Source organism: Mesorhizobium sp. B2-1-8 (genome assembly GCF_006442545.2).
Classification (GTDB): domain Bacteria; phylum Pseudomonadota; class Alphaproteobacteria; order Rhizobiales; family Rhizobiaceae; genus Mesorhizobium.
The window spans coordinates 3420153-3436031 of sequence record NZ_CP083952.1; the positions used below are offsets into that span (position 1 = coordinate 3420153).

At 64.0% G+C, this 15879-nt stretch carries 18 protein-coding genes and 1 riboswitch; of the genes, 14 read left to right on the forward strand and 4 right to left on the reverse strand.

Going from position 1 to position 15879, the window contains the following annotated elements; genetic code table 11:
* Positions 1-195 precede the first annotated feature (195 nt).
* The gene (locus FJ970_RS16725; RefSeq protein ID WP_140758201.1) at positions 196-1395 is read left to right on the forward strand and encodes an MFS transporter; all 1200 of its coding nucleotides are present in this window, start codon (positions 196-198) and stop codon (positions 1393-1395) included.
* A gap of 3 nt (positions 1396-1398) precedes the next feature.
* On the opposite strand, the gene FJ970_RS16730 is transcribed toward FJ970_RS16725, so the two are convergent.
* Positions 1399-2568 (reverse strand): aromatic ring-hydroxylating oxygenase subunit alpha, encoded by a 1170-nt coding sequence (locus tag FJ970_RS16730; RefSeq protein WP_140758202.1) that lies wholly within the window; start codon positions 2566-2568, stop codon positions 1399-1401.
* 143 nt (positions 2569-2711) lie between these two features.
* A riboswitch (cobalamin riboswitch) is annotated at positions 2712-2911 on the forward strand.
* 35 nt (positions 2912-2946) lie between these two features.
* On the opposite strand from FJ970_RS16730, the gene FJ970_RS16735 reads away from it, so the two are divergent.
* The 4 genes from FJ970_RS16735 to cobO are packed head-to-tail and all read left to right on the forward strand — an operon-like array spanning position 2947 to position 5072.
* Entirely contained in the window at positions 2947-3126 is a 180-nt protein-coding gene (locus tag FJ970_RS16735; RefSeq protein WP_015317373.1) for a CbtB domain-containing protein, read from the forward strand.
* Positions 3127-3141: 15 nt separating this feature from the next.
* On the forward strand, positions 3142-3948 hold the full coding sequence (locus FJ970_RS16740) for a CbtA family protein (RefSeq protein ID WP_140758203.1): 807 nt from the start codon (positions 3142-3144) through the stop codon (positions 3946-3948).
* The gene (gene cobU, locus FJ970_RS16745) at positions 3941-4456 is read left to right on the forward strand and encodes a bifunctional adenosylcobinamide kinase/adenosylcobinamide-phosphate guanylyltransferase (RefSeq protein WP_140758204.1); all 516 of its coding nucleotides are present in this window, start codon (positions 3941-3943) and stop codon (positions 4454-4456) included. The genes FJ970_RS16740 and cobU overlap by 8 nt, the downstream gene beginning before the upstream one ends.
* 1 nt (position 4457) lies before the next feature.
* Entirely contained in the window at positions 4458-5072 is a 615-nt protein-coding gene (cobO, locus tag FJ970_RS16750; RefSeq protein ID WP_140758205.1) for a cob(I)yrinic acid a,c-diamide adenosyltransferase, read from the forward strand.
* Here the strand turns inward: cobO and cbiB are convergent.
* Positions 5069-6043 carry an adenosylcobinamide-phosphate synthase CbiB gene (gene cbiB / locus FJ970_RS16755; RefSeq protein WP_140758206.1) on the reverse strand — a complete coding sequence of 325 codons (975 nt, stop codon included), beginning with the start codon at positions 6041-6043 and terminating at the stop codon, positions 5069-5071. The genes cobO and cbiB overlap by 4 nt on opposite strands.
* On the opposite strand from cbiB, the gene cobD reads away from it, so the two are divergent.
* Together cobD and FJ970_RS16765 are read left to right on the forward strand one after the other, a co-directional pair.
* Positions 6042-7088, forward strand: coding sequence for a threonine-phosphate decarboxylase CobD (gene cobD / locus FJ970_RS16760; RefSeq protein WP_140758207.1), 1047 nt, complete (start codon positions 6042-6044; stop codon positions 7086-7088). The genes cbiB and cobD overlap by 2 nt on opposite strands.
* Positions 7085-7594, forward strand: coding sequence for a tyrosine phosphatase family protein (locus FJ970_RS16765; protein WP_140758208.1), 510 nt, complete (start codon positions 7085-7087; stop codon positions 7592-7594). The genes cobD and FJ970_RS16765 overlap by 4 nt, the downstream gene beginning before the upstream one ends.
* On the opposite strand, the gene FJ970_RS16770 is transcribed toward FJ970_RS16765, so the two are convergent.
* Both FJ970_RS16770 and FJ970_RS16775 read right to left on the reverse strand, forming a co-directional pair.
* Positions 7595-8398 carry a creatininase family protein gene (locus FJ970_RS16770; RefSeq protein ID WP_140758209.1) on the reverse strand — a complete coding sequence of 268 codons (804 nt, stop codon included), beginning with the start codon at positions 8396-8398 and terminating at the stop codon, positions 7595-7597.
* A 55-nt stretch (positions 8399-8453) separates the two neighbouring features.
* A complete protein-coding gene (locus tag FJ970_RS16775; RefSeq protein WP_140758210.1) occupies positions 8454-8837 on the reverse strand; it encodes a RidA family protein in 384 nt (127 codons plus the stop codon).
* Positions 8838-9104: 267 nt separating this feature from the next.
* Between FJ970_RS16775 and FJ970_RS16780 the strand changes: the two genes are divergently transcribed.
* The 7 genes from FJ970_RS16780 (at position 9105) to FJ970_RS16810 (ending at position 15867) form a co-directional block, all read left to right on the forward strand.
* Positions 9105-10109, forward strand: coding sequence for an ABC transporter substrate-binding protein (locus tag FJ970_RS16780; protein WP_140758211.1), 1005 nt, complete (start codon positions 9105-9107; stop codon positions 10107-10109).
* An 11-nt stretch (positions 10110-10120) separates the two neighbouring features.
* The gene (locus FJ970_RS16785; RefSeq protein WP_140758212.1) at positions 10121-10945 is read left to right on the forward strand and encodes an ABC transporter ATP-binding protein; all 825 of its coding nucleotides are present in this window, start codon (positions 10121-10123) and stop codon (positions 10943-10945) included.
* Entirely contained in the window at positions 10932-11780 is an 849-nt protein-coding gene (locus FJ970_RS16790; protein ID WP_140758213.1) for an ABC transporter permease, read from the forward strand. Before FJ970_RS16785 ends, FJ970_RS16790 begins: the two co-directional genes overlap by 14 nt.
* A 4-nt stretch (positions 11781-11784) precedes the next feature.
* Positions 11785-13086: a cytosine deaminase gene (locus FJ970_RS16795; protein ID WP_140758214.1), complete on the forward strand. Its 1302-nt coding sequence runs from the start codon at positions 11785-11787 to the stop codon at positions 13084-13086.
* Positions 13086-14489, forward strand: coding sequence for an FAD-binding oxidoreductase (locus tag FJ970_RS16800; RefSeq protein WP_140758306.1), 1404 nt, complete (start codon positions 13086-13088; stop codon positions 14487-14489). Before FJ970_RS16795 ends, FJ970_RS16800 begins: the two co-directional genes overlap by 1 nt.
* Positions 14490-14698: 209 nt before the next feature.
* Positions 14699-15280, forward strand: coding sequence for an NAD(P)H-dependent oxidoreductase (locus tag FJ970_RS16805; RefSeq protein ID WP_140758216.1), 582 nt, complete (start codon positions 14699-14701; stop codon positions 15278-15280).
* Positions 15280-15867 (forward strand): NAD(P)H-dependent oxidoreductase, encoded by a 588-nt coding sequence (locus FJ970_RS16810; protein WP_140758217.1) that lies wholly within the window; start codon positions 15280-15282, stop codon positions 15865-15867. Before FJ970_RS16805 ends, FJ970_RS16810 begins: the two co-directional genes overlap by 1 nt.
* Positions 15868-15879: the final 12 nt, after the last annotated feature.

Sequence of the window (15879 nt, forward strand, 5' to 3'; positions counted from 1 at the left end):
ACGGTTGCACCGGATAGAAGAAGGCCGGTCGCCTTGGCCTGGGTCGCGCGGCGGGTGCGCGTCAGCCGCCGGGTTGGGCCAGCGCCGGAAAGCCTTTGACCGGCTTCGCTTTTGCCGGATGTGCGTCGGTTTCCTCTTAATGGGCCTGAAATGTCCACGGCAGATTTGACGCCGCGATTCTGCTTTGGGGAAGCAATGTCCACGCATGTGCGCCATCCGATCTGGCTTCCGGCCCTCAAGGCCGCGGATGCGCGCACCTTCGCCTCGCTCTACGCGGTGGAATCCTTCGCCCGCGCCATGGTTTCGAGCGTCATACCGATCCAGGCCTACGAGATCCTCCATAACGAGCAGATCGTCTCGATCCTCTATACCGTCGTGTCCATGCTCGGCCTGTCGGTGACCTTGTTCATGCCGATGCTGATCCGCCGCTTCGCGCGGCGCTGGGTCTACACGGCGGGCGCCTGCCTGCTCGCCATCGGCTCGCTGTTCTTCGTCACTCATTCGCTCGCCGGGCAAGTGGCCGGGATGCTGTGCCGGGTGATGGGCGCCAGCGCGCTGTCGATCACGCTCAACCTCTACATCATGGACCACATCCGCAAGACCGACTTCATGCAGGCTGAATCGCTGCGCATGGCGTGGTCGATGGTCGCCTGGACGGGCGGGCCGACGCTCGGCATCTTCCTTTACGCGCATTTCGGCATCTATGCCGCGCATGGCGCGGTGGCGGTTTTCGCCATGGCCTTGCTGGCGCTGTTCTGGACCTATCGGCTGGGCGACAACCCGTCGATCCGCCCCGGCAAGACGCGGCCGGCCAATCCGCTCGCCAATATCGGCCGCTTCGTGGCGCAGCCGAGGCTCAGGCTCGCCTGGCTGATCGCCTTCGGCCGATCCTGCTTCTGGACGACGTTCTTCGTCTATGGACCGCTGTTCATGGTCATCACCGGGCAAGGTGAACTGGCGGGCGGCCTGCTGGTCTCGGCCGGCAATGCGCTTTTGTTCATGGCGATCTTCTGGGGCAAGGCGGGAAAGCGCTTCGGCGGCCGCCGGACCATGACATTTGCCTATTTCGCCATGTCGGCGATGCTGCTGGCCGCGGGCACGGTCGGAGCCGCAGCGCCCTTGCTCACCGGCGCCTTCCTGCTGTGCGGGGCCTTCTTCACCATCGCGCTCGATGCGCTGGGTTCGACCGCCTTCATGCGCTCGGTGCGCTCCTATGAGCGCGCGCAGATGGCGGCGGTCTACCGCACCTATCTCGACTTTTCCGAACTGACGCCGCCGCTGGTCTATTCGGTGGTGCTGGCCTTCTTCGGACTGGGATCGGTGTTCGTCACGCTCGGCCTGCTGGCGGCGTTTTGCGGCTTCATGACGTGGCGCTACCTGCCGAAGTCCCTGTAAAAATCAGGGCGAAAGCGCCGTATGGCGCTCGCGCACCCAATTGTGGAAACGATGCAAGTCGTACTCCTCGGGCATCAGCACGCCGGCTGTATGACGCATCGAGCGCAGGCCTTTCTGGTTGACCTCGCAGATCGCGGCATCCTCCTCCAGCACCTGTGTGCCGAAGGCGACGATGTTGTCGATGTCGGTCTCGGCGAGCGCCTCGGGCGCGAACAGCCATTCGGCGGTCAATTCGGTCTGCTCCGGGCCGAGCGGCACCAGCCGCACGGTCCTGACATAGTCGACATGGCCGACGATGAACATCGAGGGCAGGCTGGTGACGTAGGTCTGGCCAGCGGTTCGTTCCGCCTGCGTCAAGCCCGGGAAGACCGGCCCGTGCGTCCGCCCGTCACGCGACCATGTTTCAGCCCCGGCGCGCAGGCCGCCGGAAAACTCCGGCGCATCATTGGCGGCATGGCGCGCCCATTCGGGATCGTCGTGCCGGCTCATCAGACCGCGGCCATAGATCGGCACAAGCCGCGACAGGTCCTTGTGAACGCCCGGGCAGTGCAGGCATTCGTTGAAGTTTTCCCAGAAAATCTTCCAGTTGCAGTTCATGACCTTGCGCAGCACATGGCCCGACACCAGCGTGTCCAGCGGCCAGTTGCCGAGGTCGCCGGAGGCCGGGTCGAAGGGTGACTGCGCCGAGCCGGCGGCATCTTCAGCAAGATTGACGAAGACGAAGCCCCGCCACACCGAGAGGGCAACGCGGTAAAGCGGATAATCGGCCTTGTCGAAGCCGTCAGGCAGCGACTTCGATGGCACGCGCACAAGGTCGCCGCGCAGCGAATAGGACCAGGCATGATACGGGCAGGTGATCAGCCGCGCCTTCAGCCGTCCTTCGCTTTCCTGGCAAAGCTGCGAGCCGCGATGCCGGCACGTGTTGTGGAAGGCACGCAACGCGCCGGTCTCGTCGCGCAACACAAGAATTTCCTGCGTACCGACGCGGAAGGTGCGGAATGCCAAAGGCCGGGCAAGGTCGGCCTCGCGGCAGACGAGCAGCCAATTTCTGTACCAGATGGCGTCGAGATCACGCTGATAGTTCTCCTGATCCCAATAGGCCGATGAGGGCAGCGACGGCTCGGTTCGGGTCAGGCCGTTATAGGGCTCGCGCTCGCTGGCATCGGGCTGCATGGCTGGCTTCCTGTGAGGGTTGCCAGCCGACACCCGGCCATGGAGTTTGTCAATCAGGACGGGATGGGAGCGGCTTTGCCGATACGACGCTCCTGCGCTGGCTGCTGTCGGAATTTGGTTTGCCGCGCGCGGCGAATTTCCCTATAGTCATCAGCGTCGTCGGTTCCTTTTTGGAGCCAAGAGGGAATGCGGTGCGGACAGGAATTCCTGTCCAATGCCGTGGCTGCCCCCGCAACTGTGTGCGGTAGTCCTCTCCATATGCCACTGAAGGTTTTCCTTCGGGAAGGTGGGGAAGGGCGCTTATCCGCGAGCCAGGAGACCTGCCGGCGACAGGAAACTGACTTCGATGCCCTCGGGTGGAGGGCGAAAGGACAAGACATGACTACCGCTTCCGTCTCCCTCGGCGCCTCCGTCTCCTCGCAGTCGCGCTTCATGCAGCTCGCGCTCGCGGCGCTGCTCGGCATCTTCGTCGTCGGCTTTGTCGGTTTCTCGCATATCGATGCGGTCCACAATGCCGCCCACGACTATCGCCACTCGATGGCGTTTCCCTGCCACTGACGAGGATCTGACATCATGAATCTGTTTCGCAACGTCGTGTTCGTCGCGGCGATCGCGGGGCTCGTGGCCGGTGTCGTTCTCGCCTGCATCCAGGCCTATGCGACAGTGCCGCTGATCCTCAAGGCGGAGGTCTACGAAAAGGCCGGCGGCCGCCATCACCACGACCATGGCGCGGCACCCGCCGCAACCGATACCAGCGCCGTAAGCACGGTCGCGCCCGCTGGGAATGCGATGAGTTCTGCCGCGCCAGCAGCCGTCGAAGCCAAGACGCCGGCGGAGGAAGACGAAGCCTGGGCGCCGGCCGACGGTTTCGAGCGTTTCGCCTTCAGCGTGGTTGCCAATATCGTCACCGGCATCGGTTTCGCGCTGGTCCTGGTCGCGGTTTCCGAGTTTGCCGGCGGCATCGGCAATTGGCGCCAGGGCGTGTTCTGGGGGCTGGCCGGCTTTGCCGTGTTCACGCTGGCGCCTGGCCTCGGCCTGCAGCCGGAACTGCCGGCAATGCCGGCGGCCGATCTTCTTCCGCGTCAGATCTGGTGGACGGCAACGGCGGCGGCGACCGCCATCGGCCTTGGTCTGATCGTGTTTCGCAGATCGCTGCCGTTGACCATCCTCGCCGTCTTGCTGATCGTCGCCCCGCATGTCGTCGGCGCGCCGCAGCCCGACAGTTTCGAAACACCGATCCCGGAAGGCCTGCACCATCAGTTCGTGGTGGCGGTGACGGTGACCAATCTGGTGTTCTGGCTGGTGCTCGGCGCCGTCGTCGGCGTGGTGCGCAGACGCTTCACCGGCACGGCGACCAGCCTGCGCGACAGCTTTGCCTGATCGCGGCAAGCTGACCTTCATCATCGGTGGCGCGCGCTCCGGCAAGAGCGCGCACGCCGAAACCCTGGTGGCGGCATTGCCCTCGCCATGGGCCTATATCGCCACGGCGCAAGCCTGTGACGACGAGATGCGCGAGCGCATCGCGTTGCACCGCTCGCGGCGCGGCGAAGGGTGGTCGACCATCGATGCGCCACTCGACCTTGCCGAAGCGCTGGAAGCCTTGCCGGATGATCAGCCGGTGCTTGTCGACTGCCTGACGCTGTGGCTGACCAATCACATGTTGGCCGATCACGACGTTGACGCGGCGTGCCGACGGCTGGCGGACGTGCTGTCGCGGCCGCGCGGGCCGTGGTTCGTGGTATCGAACGAGGTCGGGCAAGGCATCGTGCCCGACAATGCGCTGGCGCGGCGTTTTCGCGACGACGCCGGCCGGCTCAACCAGCGGGTCGCCGCGGTCGCCGACACGGTGCTCCTGATGGTGGCGGGGCTACCGCTCAAGGTGAAGTGAAATGACTGACATCGACGACAAGGATGAAGAACGCCATCGCGCCAAGATGGCCAAGCGCAAGGCGGTGCAGGACGCCGAGGTTGCCGGCAAGACTATCGAGAAGGGCTTGCTGATCGTCAACACCGGCCCCGGCAAGGGCAAGACCACGGCCGCCTTCGGACTGGCGCTTAGAATGCTCGGCTACGGCAAGCGCGTCGGTGTCGTGCAGTTCATCAAGGGCAGATGGCACACAGGCGAGAAGGACGCTTTCGCCGCCTTTGGCGACCGGGTCGTCTGGCACGCCATGGGCGAGGGTTTCACCTGGGAGACGCAGGATTTGAAGCGCGACATCGCGGCCGCCGAGGCCGCCTGGGCCAAGGCTCTGGAATTGATCGAAGATCCCTCGATCAGCCTTGTCGTGCTCGACGAATTGAACATCGCGCTACGCTACGAATATCTCGATCTCGACAAGGTGGTTGCGGCGCTGAAGGCCCGTCGCGAGGGCCTGCACGTCGTCGTCACCGGCCGCAACGCCAAGCCGGCGCTGGTCGAGGCGGCGGATCTGGTCACCGAGATGGGTGTGACCAAGCACCATTTCTCGGCGGGCGTGAAGGCGCAGCAGGGGATAGAGTTTTAAAACACCAGAACAGCGATCACAGCGACCAGGCCGAACAAGCCAATCAGCAGGAAATCAGCGACACGATAGAGTTTCAGTGCCCGCCTTATATCGCCGCTGTCGACATCGCGGCGGCCGCCTTCGCCCATGAAGACGTCGTCGACCACAACGCCGCCATAGCTGCGTGGCCCGGCGAGCGCCAGGCCAAGCGCGCCGGCCATCGCTGCTTCCGGCCAGCCGGCATTGGGCGACCGGTGTTTTTTCGCGTCGCGCCGTACCGCCTGCCAGGCGTTGCTGGGGTCGGTGCCCTTAACCAGGAAAGCCGCAAGCACGATCAGCAGCGCCGTCAGCCGCGACGCCGGCAGGTTGATCCAATCGTCGAAGCGCGCCGCCGCCCAGCCGAAGGCCTCATGGCGCGGAGTACGGTGACCGATCATCGAATCGGCGGTGTTGGCCGCCTTGTAGGCGGCGCCGCCGGCCACCCCGCCGACACCGGTCCAGAAGGCGGGGGCGACGATGCCGTCGGAAAAATTCTCCGCCAGGCTCTCGATCGCCGCGCGGCAGACGCCGGCGCGGTCCAGCGTCTCGGGGTCACGGCCGACGATCCGAGAGACAGCGGCGCGGCCCATGTCGAGGCCTCCACTGTCGAGCGCGTCAGCGACGGCTTCGACATGTTCATAGAGGCTCTTCTGCGACAGAAGCGATGTCGCCAGAAGGACGGCAATGATCCACCCCAAGGGGACGAACCAGAGTAGAACAAGCTGCACGCAAAGACCTGTTAGCGCCGGCATCAGCACAATGACCAAAAGCGCCTGGACACCGCGTTGACGACGCAGCGCGTCGGGATCAGTGGCGCGGTTGAGGCTTAAGTCGAGAAAGGATATGAGCCTGCCGAACCACGTCACCGGATGGCCGATGGCGCGAAACAGCCAGTCGGGATAACCGAGGGCGAATTCGACAACCAATGACAGGAAAGCGATCAGGACTGACATGAGGCTTCTTGAAGGAGCGGTGGACCATGGTGGAAGTCTTGGCCGGGCAAGGGCGCTTTTCCCCAGTGCCGTGCTGCCTTTCGTCGACCTCTCGACCGGTATCAATCCGCACTCCTACCCGCTTTTCGACCTGCCCGCCACCTCCCTGTGGCGATTGCCGGAGGCCGCGCGTGGGCGCGAACTGATTGAGATCGCGGCCAAGACATATGGCGCGCCTTCCGCAGGAAACGTCGTGGCGGCGCCCGGTACGCAGATCCTGCTGCCGCGGGTGACTTCGCTGGTGAAGCCCGGCAAGGCATTGGTGCTGGGGCCGACCTATGCCGAACACGCCCGGGCGGCCGCGATTGCCGGGCACGAGGTGGTCGAGGTCCGTGACTTCGCGGCGCTGGCCGAAGCCGACCTCGCCATCATCGTCAATCCGAACAATCCGGATGGGCGCATCATCGAGCGTGACCGGCTGCTGGCGCTGGCTGCCGGACTTCGCGCCAAGGGCGGGCTTCTGGTCGTCGACGAGGCGTTCATGGATGTCGGCCCACGCGAGCACAGTCTCGCCGCCTACGTCGGCCAAGGTGGCATCATCGTACTGCGTTCCTTCGGCAAGTTCTTTGGTCTGGCCGGTCTACGGCTTGGGTTCGCGCTTGCCGATGCGCCGACGGCTGAACGGCTGAACATGCAGTTCGGGCCGTGGGCCGTCGCCGGACCGGCACTGGAATACGGCATCCGCGCGCTCGCCGATCTCGACTGGCAGGATGCGATGCGGACGTCGCTGGCGGATGCCGCGGCGCGGCTCGATGCGCTGTTCGGTCGTTTCGGCATTCGCGTCGCGGGCGGCACCACATTGTTCCGCTATCTCAGCCTGCCCGATGCCGCCGGCCTGTTTTCCGCGCTTGGCGAGAGCGGCATCTTGCTCCGGCATTTCTCCGACCGGCCGCATGTCCTGCGCGCCGGTCTGCCGGGGAGTGAGGAGGAATGGCGCAGGCTTGAATCCGCTCTTGCGGACTGGGCGTCGCGGCGCGAGGATCGGTCGAAAGGTTCGAAACAATGATCCATGTCTGCTCGCTGGCGAAGATCGAGGAAACCGTGGCCAGGACCGGCGCCGACCGCATGCTGTCGCTGCTTGCGGCCGGCACCGAGGTGGTGCGTCCGGCTTCGATCCCCAGGGAAAACCACCTGCATCTGGTCATGCATGACATCGCGGTGGCGCAGGAGGGCATGACCATGCCGGGCGAGGAGCATGTGCGCAACCTGCTCGATTTCGCGCGCCGCTGGGACCGGGTGAAGCCCATGGTCGTGCATTGCTATGCCGGCATCAGCCGCTCGACCGCTTCGGCCTATATTATCGCCGCAGCTTTGGCGCCGAAACGCGACGAGGTGGAACTGGCGCAGACGTTGCGCGCGCTGTCGCCTTCGGCGACGCCCAATCCGCGGCTGATCGCGGCGGCGGACACGCTGCTCGACCGCAATGGCCGCATGATCGAGGCGATCGAGGCGATCGGGCGCGGCGCCGACGCCTTCGAAGGCACGCCCTTCGCCCTCAAGATCGACGGCTAGCTACTTCAGCCACTCGGCGAGCTTTGCCTTGCGCACGTCCCGCACCAGGCCGATGAAGCCGTCGGCCTGATATTCCGCGGTCAATCGGCCTTTCTCTGCCGTTGCAATGCTGGCATCACCGACCACGCCGTTCGGGTTGAGATCGCTGGCGATCCAGGCAAAGGCATGCGTGCCGGTCTGGCGCAGCAGCGCGAATTCCTTCTCGGCGTCCGCGACGTTGGAAACGAAATTGTCGGCCTTGCCCATGTCGACGAGATCCGGCCGGAAATGCAGCATCAGCGAAGTCTCGACGTCGCCGCCATGAATGCCGTGACGGTCCTCGAGCTCGGTGTACATGCCGGCCGGGCGGCCAAAGCGCTGCCAGCTGGTCTTCACCGCCAGCATCTTTTCGCGCACGCGCAGTTCGCGCGTGACGATGCCCATGATCTCTTCATTGCCGCCATGCGAATTGACGACGATGAGCTTGCGCACGCCGGCGCGCGCGATCGACAGGCCAAGCTCGGTCCACGCCTCGATCAGCGTCGTTGCCGGCAGGGTCAGTGTGCCCGGCGCGTGCAGATGCTCGTTCGACTTGCCCACCGCCTGGACCGGCAGGATGCGGATGTCGAGGTCCTCGGGCAGGCGTGAAATCACCGTGTCGAGCATGCCGTTCATGATCGAGGTGTCGGTCGAGACGGGCAGATGCGGCCCATGCTGCTCGATCGCCGCGACCGGCAGCACGGCTATCGTCGCCTCGGGATCCATCGAGGCATACTCGGTTGTCCGGTAGTCGCCCCACCAGACGCGTCTTTTTGCTACGGTCATGTCACGCCTCTTCAATGATCAGGGCAGACCTAGCGCGGTGTGGCCGGCCTGTCGATCACCCGGCCGCGATGGCCTCGACCTCGACCTTGAATTCGGGCCGGGCAAAGCCGGAAACGATCATCAGCGTCGAGGCCGGAGCAGGGCTGGAAAACAGCCGGTCGCGAACCTCCATATAGGGCCGCAGATGCGCGCGGTCGGTGACGTAGGCGTTGATGCGCACGATGTCGCCAAGTCCCAGCCCGGCCTCGCCCAGGATCGCCGCGATGTTCCTGAAGCAGAGTTCTGCCTGCGCACCGGCGTCTTCCGGGATCTGGTCGTCCGCCGTGATGGCAACCTGGCCGGAACACAGCACCAGCCGCTTGCCGGCCGGCACCTCGACGCCGTGGCTGTAACGGGCAAAGGGCGGCTTGATCGACTTCGGGGCGAGGAACTTGAACATGGCAATCTCCTGGACATCGCCAGCCTAAGGCCGGATGCATTGCACCATCAAGATGGCAGTGCATGTCGCCGGTGCGATTGTGGACAGGCGTTCAAAAAATAGGCACGATGCGCTTCGGTGCAGCACGACCTTTCCGGCTTTCGCAGATGGCTGTGGTGCAGGCGGGCGGGTCCTGGCGCGCGACGCCGGTGGCATGTGTCTTGCTTCTTGAATCTTTGGTGTCAAGCACGGCGCGCAGCGCGCCGGTGCAAAATAAGGGCGGTGTCAATGTACGTGAAACAGAAGATTTCGGTCGCGGTGGTGGCGCTCCTTGCGGGCAGCACTCTGGGTGCGGCGGCGAATGAAAAAGTCACCTTCGGCACCAACTGGCTCGCCGAGCCGGAACATGGCGGCTATTACCAGGCCGTGGCGGATGGCACCTATGCCGCCTGTGGTCTCGACGTCACCATCATGCAGGGCGGCCCGCAGGTCAGCGGCCGGCCGATGCTCCTGGCCGGCAAGATCGATTTCTACATGGGCGGCAATTTGCTGTCGGCCTTCGATGCCGTCCAGCAGGGCATTCCGATGCGTGTCGTGGCCGCCGACTTCCAGAAGGATCCGCAGGTCATCATGTCCCACCCCGGTGAGGGGCTCGACAAATGGGAAGACCTGAAGAACGCCGACCAGTACATTCTGGGCGATGAAGGTGCGCAGACCTTCTTCCAGTGGATGGTCATCGAACTCGGTTTCGACGCGTCAAAGCGCGTGCCCTACACCTACAACACCGCTCCTTTCATCGCCAACAAGAAGTCGATCCAGCAGGGCTACGTCACTTCGGAGCCATTCGCGGTCAAGAAGGAAGGCGGCTTCGTGCCGAACCAGTTCCTGCTCGCCGACTACGGTTGGGACACCTATTCGACCACGATCGAGGTGATGCAGGACACGATCGACAAGAAACCCGAGGTGGTCCAGTGCTTCGTCGATGGCTCGGCCAAGGGCTGGTACAAGTACCTCTACGGCGACAACAAGGCCGCCAACGACATGATCAAGAAAGACAATCCTGACATGAGCGACGAGCAGATCGCCTTCTCGATCGAGCAGATGAAGAAGTTCGGCCTTGCCGATTCCGGCGACACAGAGAAACTCGGCATCGGCGCCATGACCGATGCGCGGATCAAGAGTTTCTACGACAAGATGGTCAAGGCCAAGGTCACGCCTGCAGGCATCGACATCACGAAGGCCTACACGCTGGCCTTCATCAACAAGGGTGTCGGGCTCGAGCTGAAGAAATAGGCCGGCCCGGCATGATGCGGGAACAGGTGGCGAAAACGCCCGCCTCGGACATGGCTCCGACCTTGCTGGCGCTGCGTGGCGTCGGCAAGGTCTTTTCCAATGGCGTGACGGCGCTCAGCGATGTCGACCTGACGATCCGGGAAGGGGATTTCCTCAGCTTGCTCGGGCCGTCGGGCTGCGGCAAGTCGACGGCGCTGCGGCTGATTGCCGGCCTGTCGACGCCGACATCGGGTGGGCTCGACTGGCGCGGCGGCGGTTCGCTCGACCGCGCCAATATCGGCTTTGTTTTCCAGGAGCCTACGCTGCTGCCCTGGGCCAGCGTCTTCGACAATGTCTGGCTGCCGCTCAGGCTGAAAGGCATTTCCCGCGCCAAGGCCGCCCCGGCGATCACGGAGATGCTGGCGCGGGTGCACCTGACCGGCTTCGATGACGCCGTGCCGCGCGAGCTGTCCGGCGGCATGAAGATGCGGGTTTCGATCGCGCGCGCCATGGTGACCAAGCCGCGTGTGCTATTGATGGACGAGCCGTTCGCCGCGCTCGACGAGATCACCCGCTTCAAGCTCAACAACGATCTGCTGGAACTGTGGCAGGACGAGCGCTTCACCGTCGTCTTCGTCACCCACAGTGTGTTCGAAAGCGTCTTTCTCTCCAACCGCGTCGTCGTCATGGCGGCGCGGCCGGGCAGGGTGTTCGAAGAACTCGCCATCGAGGCCTCCTATCCGCGCGACGAGGCTTTCCGCACGTCGCCGGATTATGCAGCCCTTTGCCGGCAAACCTCGGATGTGCTGGTCAATGCCATCAATTCAACAGCGGGCTCGCATCATGACGGTCATTGACGGCACGTTGAAACTCGACCCCGAGGAAGTGCGCCGCGTGCGCCAGGAGCGGCTCGAGCGGATCGGCCGCTGGGTGCTGCCGCTGGCGATCATGATCCTGGCGATCTGGCTGTGGGACCGTATCTGCGTTTGGAACGGGATTCCGCAGTACATCCTGCCGCGACCCGGCGTCGTGCTGACAACGCTCTACAACGATGCCGGCCTGCTGTTTTCCGCACTGCTGGTCACCTTGCGCATCACCTTCCTCAGTCTGCTGCTCGCGGTTGTCGGCGGGGTCGGGCTGGCGGTCTTGTTCGCCCAGTCTAAGTGGGTGGAGATGTCGTTCTTCCCGTTCGCCATCGTGCTGCAGGTAACGCCGATCGTGGCGATCTTTCCGCTGATCAACATCTATGTCGACAATCAGACGACCAAGCTTCTGCTCTGCGCCTGGATCGTCGCCTTCTTCCCGATCCTGTCCAACACCACGCTTGGCCTCAACTCGGTCGACCGCAATCTGCGCGACCTGTTCAAGCTCAACGGCGCGACGCGCTGGCAGCAGCTGCGCTATCTCAGACTGCCGGCGGCGATGCCGTATTTTCTCGGTGGGCTGAAGATCGCCGGCGGCCTGTCGCTGATCGGCGCCGTGGTCGCCGAGTTCGTCGCCGGCACCACCGGCCAGTCCTCGGGGCTGGCGTCGCGCATCATCGAGGCCGGCTACCGGCTGAATGCGCCTAGGCTGTTCGCGGCGCTGTTTTTGATTTCGCTTACCGGCATCCTGATCTTCCTCGTGCTGTCGCTGATTTCGCATCTCATTCTGCGGCGCTGGCACGAGAGCGCGCTGAAGCAGGAGCGCTAGTGCCTTGATACCAACCTCCGGTCCTTACCACCTAACCAACATCCGGCTTCATGCGTCGCTGACGCCGGGTCGTGCTGCGACCTTCGACAGCGATGGTTTCGCCCTTGCCGACATCACCGTCGCCGACGGCAAGATTTCCAGCATCGCCACGCACGCCGCATCGAAGGTACCGGCCGGCACCATAGACCTTGGCGGCCGTATCGTGCTGCCGTGTTTCGTCGACTGCCACACGCATATCGACAAGGGCCATATCTGGCCGCGAAAGCCCAATCCCGACGGTACGTTCATGGGCGCGCTGAATGCCACCGGCGCCGACCGCGTGGCGCGCTGGAGCGCCGAGGACGTCGCGCGCCGCATGGACTTCTCGCTGCGCTCGGCCTACGCGCATGGCACCAGGGCGCTCAGGACTCATATCGACAGCGTCGCGCCGCAGGAGGAAATCTCCTGGCCGGTGTTCGAGACGATGCGCGAGGCATGGCGCGGCCGCATCGAATTGCAGGGTGCCTGCCTGCTCGGCATCGAGGGCGTGCGCGACAAGAAATGGTTCGACAGGCTGGCCAAAAGGGTGGCCGCCGCCAAGGGTGTGCTCGGCGTCGTCACCTATATGGTGCCGGACCTGGAAGAACTGCTCGACCACGTCTTCGCGCAGGCCATCAAGCACGGACTCGACCTCGATTTTCACGCCGACGAGACCGACGATGTCGCCGCGATCTCGCTGAAGAAGATCGCCGAAGCAGCCCTGTGGAACGGATTCGAGGGAAAAATCCTCGTCGGCCATTGCTGCTCGCTGGCACGGCAGCCCGATCTCGAGGTGCTGGACACGCTCGACAAAGTGGCGAAAGCCAGGCTGGCAATCGTATCGCTGCCGATGTGCAATCTCTATTTGCAGGACCGTCGCGCTGACCAAACCACACCGCGCTGGCGTGGCGTGACGCTGCTGCACGAGATGAAGGCGAGGGGCATTCCAGTGGCCGTCGCTTCCGACAACACGCGCGACCCGTTCTACGCCTATGGCGATCTCGACATGCTGGAGGTCTACCGCATGGCGACGCGCATCCTGCATTTCGACCATCCGGTCGCCGACTGGCCGCAGGCGGTCACCGCAACGCCGGCCAAGGTGATGCGGCTCGATGGCTTCGGCACGCTTGCCGCCGGAGGCGATGCCGACTTCGTCCTGTTCAAAGGTCGAAGCTGGACGGAATTGCTGTCGCGACCCGAATCGGATCGCATCGTCGTGCGCGCCGGACGCGCGATCGACCGGCAATTGCCCGACTATGCCGAACTCGACGGGCTGATGGTGGAATGATGGATGTTTCGGCGCTCAAAAGCGATCTGGACGGGATAAAACTCGACGACAATCCGGCCATCGTGCAGCAGAAGAGCCGCGACTTCTACTGGTACAGCCCGGTGCTGAAACAGCAGCTCGACCATGTCACCGGTGACCTCATCGTGACGCCGAAGACCGAAGCCGAACTGATCCGCGTGCTTACCGCCTGTCATCGCCATGGCGTGCCGGTGACGCCGCGCGGCAGCGGCACCGGCAATTACGGCCAGGCGATGCCGCTGTCGGGCGGGGTGGTGCTGAACCTTGCCGAGATGAACGAGATCAAGTCAATCGCCCCGGGCCGCGTGGTGACTGGTCCGGGCGCGGTGCTGGCCGACATCGACAAGGCGACACGGGCGCATTCCGGACAGGAACTGCGGCTGTCGCCCTCAACCTACAACACCGCCTCGATCGGCGGCTTCATCGCCGGCGGCTCTGGCGGCGTCGGCTCGATCAATTTCGGCGGATTGCGTGATTTCGGCAATGTGCTGCGGCTGCGCGTGGTGACGATGGAGGCCGAGCCGAAAACGCTCGAACTCACCGGCGAAGACCTGCACAAGGTGACCCATGCCTATGGCACCAACGGCATTATCTCGGAAGTCGAGATGCCGCTGACGGCAGCCTATGAGTGGATCGACGTCATCGTCGGCTTCGACGCCTTCATGGATGCGGCCCGCTATGGTAACGCGCTGGCCTGCCAGGACGGCATCCTGACCAAGCTGATCACGCCGATCGCAGCGCCCGTGCCGCAGCTCTACTTCAAGCGGCACCAGAAATTCTTCCGGGAAGGGCAAAGCATATGCGTCGTCATGGTGGCGCAGCATGGGCTGGACGCGTTCCTTGCCTTTACGCGACGCGCCGGGGGCGAAGTGATCTTCAACGCCGCTCTTGCTGCGCCGGAAGAGAAAAAGGGCCTGCCGCCGGCCTATGAACTGGCATGGAACCATACCACGCTCAGGGCGCTGCGGGTCGATCCCGCCATCACCTACCTGCAGTCGCTCTATCCCTTTCCCAACCAGCTGGCGCTGGTCGAGAAAATGGATGCGATGTTTCCCGGCGAAGTGTTTTCGCATCTCGAATTCGTGCGGCTGGACGGCAACATCACCTGCTTCGGCCTGCCGCTGGTCAAGTTCACCACCGAGGCGCGGCTCGACGAGATCATCCGCCTGCATGAGGAAAATGGCTGCCCGATCTTCAACCCACACCGCTACACGCTGGAAGAGGGCGGTATGAAGCAGACCGACGCGGTGCAACTGGCCTTCAAGCGCGAGACCGACCCGCAAGGCCTGCTCAACCCCGGCAAGATGATCGCCTGGGAAAACCCGGACTACGATTATCGTTCCGGCCGGACCTTTCTGTTCAAGGGGCTGCAGAGGGCAAGCTGATCCATGAAGCGTTGGCGCCAAGCCACCCCCCTCTGGCCTGCCGGCCATCTCCCCCTCAAGGGGGGAGATTGGATGTCGCTTGGGCTTTCGCCAATTACCAACGCCGAAATGGATTGGGGACGTCGAACCTGCCAATCTCCCCCCTTGAGGGGGAGATGCCCGGCAGGGCAGAGGGGGGCGCCTCGCGCTGACTTGCGGGATGTCCTTCCATGAACATCCTCGTCCTCTACGCCCATCCGGTCGAGACCAGCTTCAATGCCGGCCTGCACCGGATGATCGTCGAGCGGCTGACGACGGCGGGCCATACGGTCGATGACTGCGACCTCTATACCGAGGACTTCGACCCGCGGCTGACGCGGGCCGAGCGGCTCGGCTATCACGACCAGCGTGGAGCAGGCGATGCGGTTACCGGCTACATTCAGAGGCTACAGGCAGCTGAGGCTCTGGTGCTGTCGTTTCCGGTGTGGAACTACGGCTATCCGGCGATCCTGAAAGGGTTTTTCGACCGCGTCTTCCTGCCCGGCGTGTCGTTCAAGCTTGTCGATGGCAAAGTGCAGCCGACGCTACACAACATCCGCAAGCTGACGGCTGTCACCACCTATGGTGGCAGCCGATTCCGCGCCATGCTGATGGGCGACCCGCCACGCAAGGTTGTGAAGCGCATGCTGCGCGCCACGATCAAGCCTGGCGCTCCGGTCTCCTATCTCGCCCACTATTCGATGAACCTGTCGACCGACGAGACGCGGAAGTCCTTCACGGCGAAGGTCGCGGCCAGCATGGATGCATTTTGATGCGTGCGCTTGTCGTCTATTGCCATCCGGTGCCGGAGAGCTTTTGCGCCGCGATCCGCGACACCGCCGTGGATGTGCTGACACGACGAGGCTGGGACGTGCGGCTGCTGGACCTCTATGCCGAAAAATTCAACCCGGTGATGAGCTGCGAGGAGCGGCGCAGCTATAACAATCAGGCGCCGCAGGATCCGGCGCTGAAACCGCATTTCGAGCTGCTCAGCTGGGCCGAGGCGATCCTGTTCGTCTATCCGACCTGGTGGTATGGGCTGCCGGCGATGCTGAAAGGCTGGCTCGACCGGGTGTGGGCGACCGACATCGCCTTCAAGCTCCCAGTGGGCAAGGGCGGTATCAGGTCGCTGATGACGCATGTGACCAAGGTCGGCGTCATCACCACCTGCGGCGCCCCCACCTGGTGGAGCGTCGTCGTCGGCCAACCCGGACGCAAGACCTTGCTGCGCGGCATGCGGGCGCTGTGCGCCAGACGCTGCAAGACATTCTTCCTGGCGCATTATTTGATGGATGCCTCGACGCCGGCGACGAGGGCGGCGTTTCTGGTGAAGGTGCGGGCGAAGCTGGAGCGGTTTTAGGCGGCGAAATTA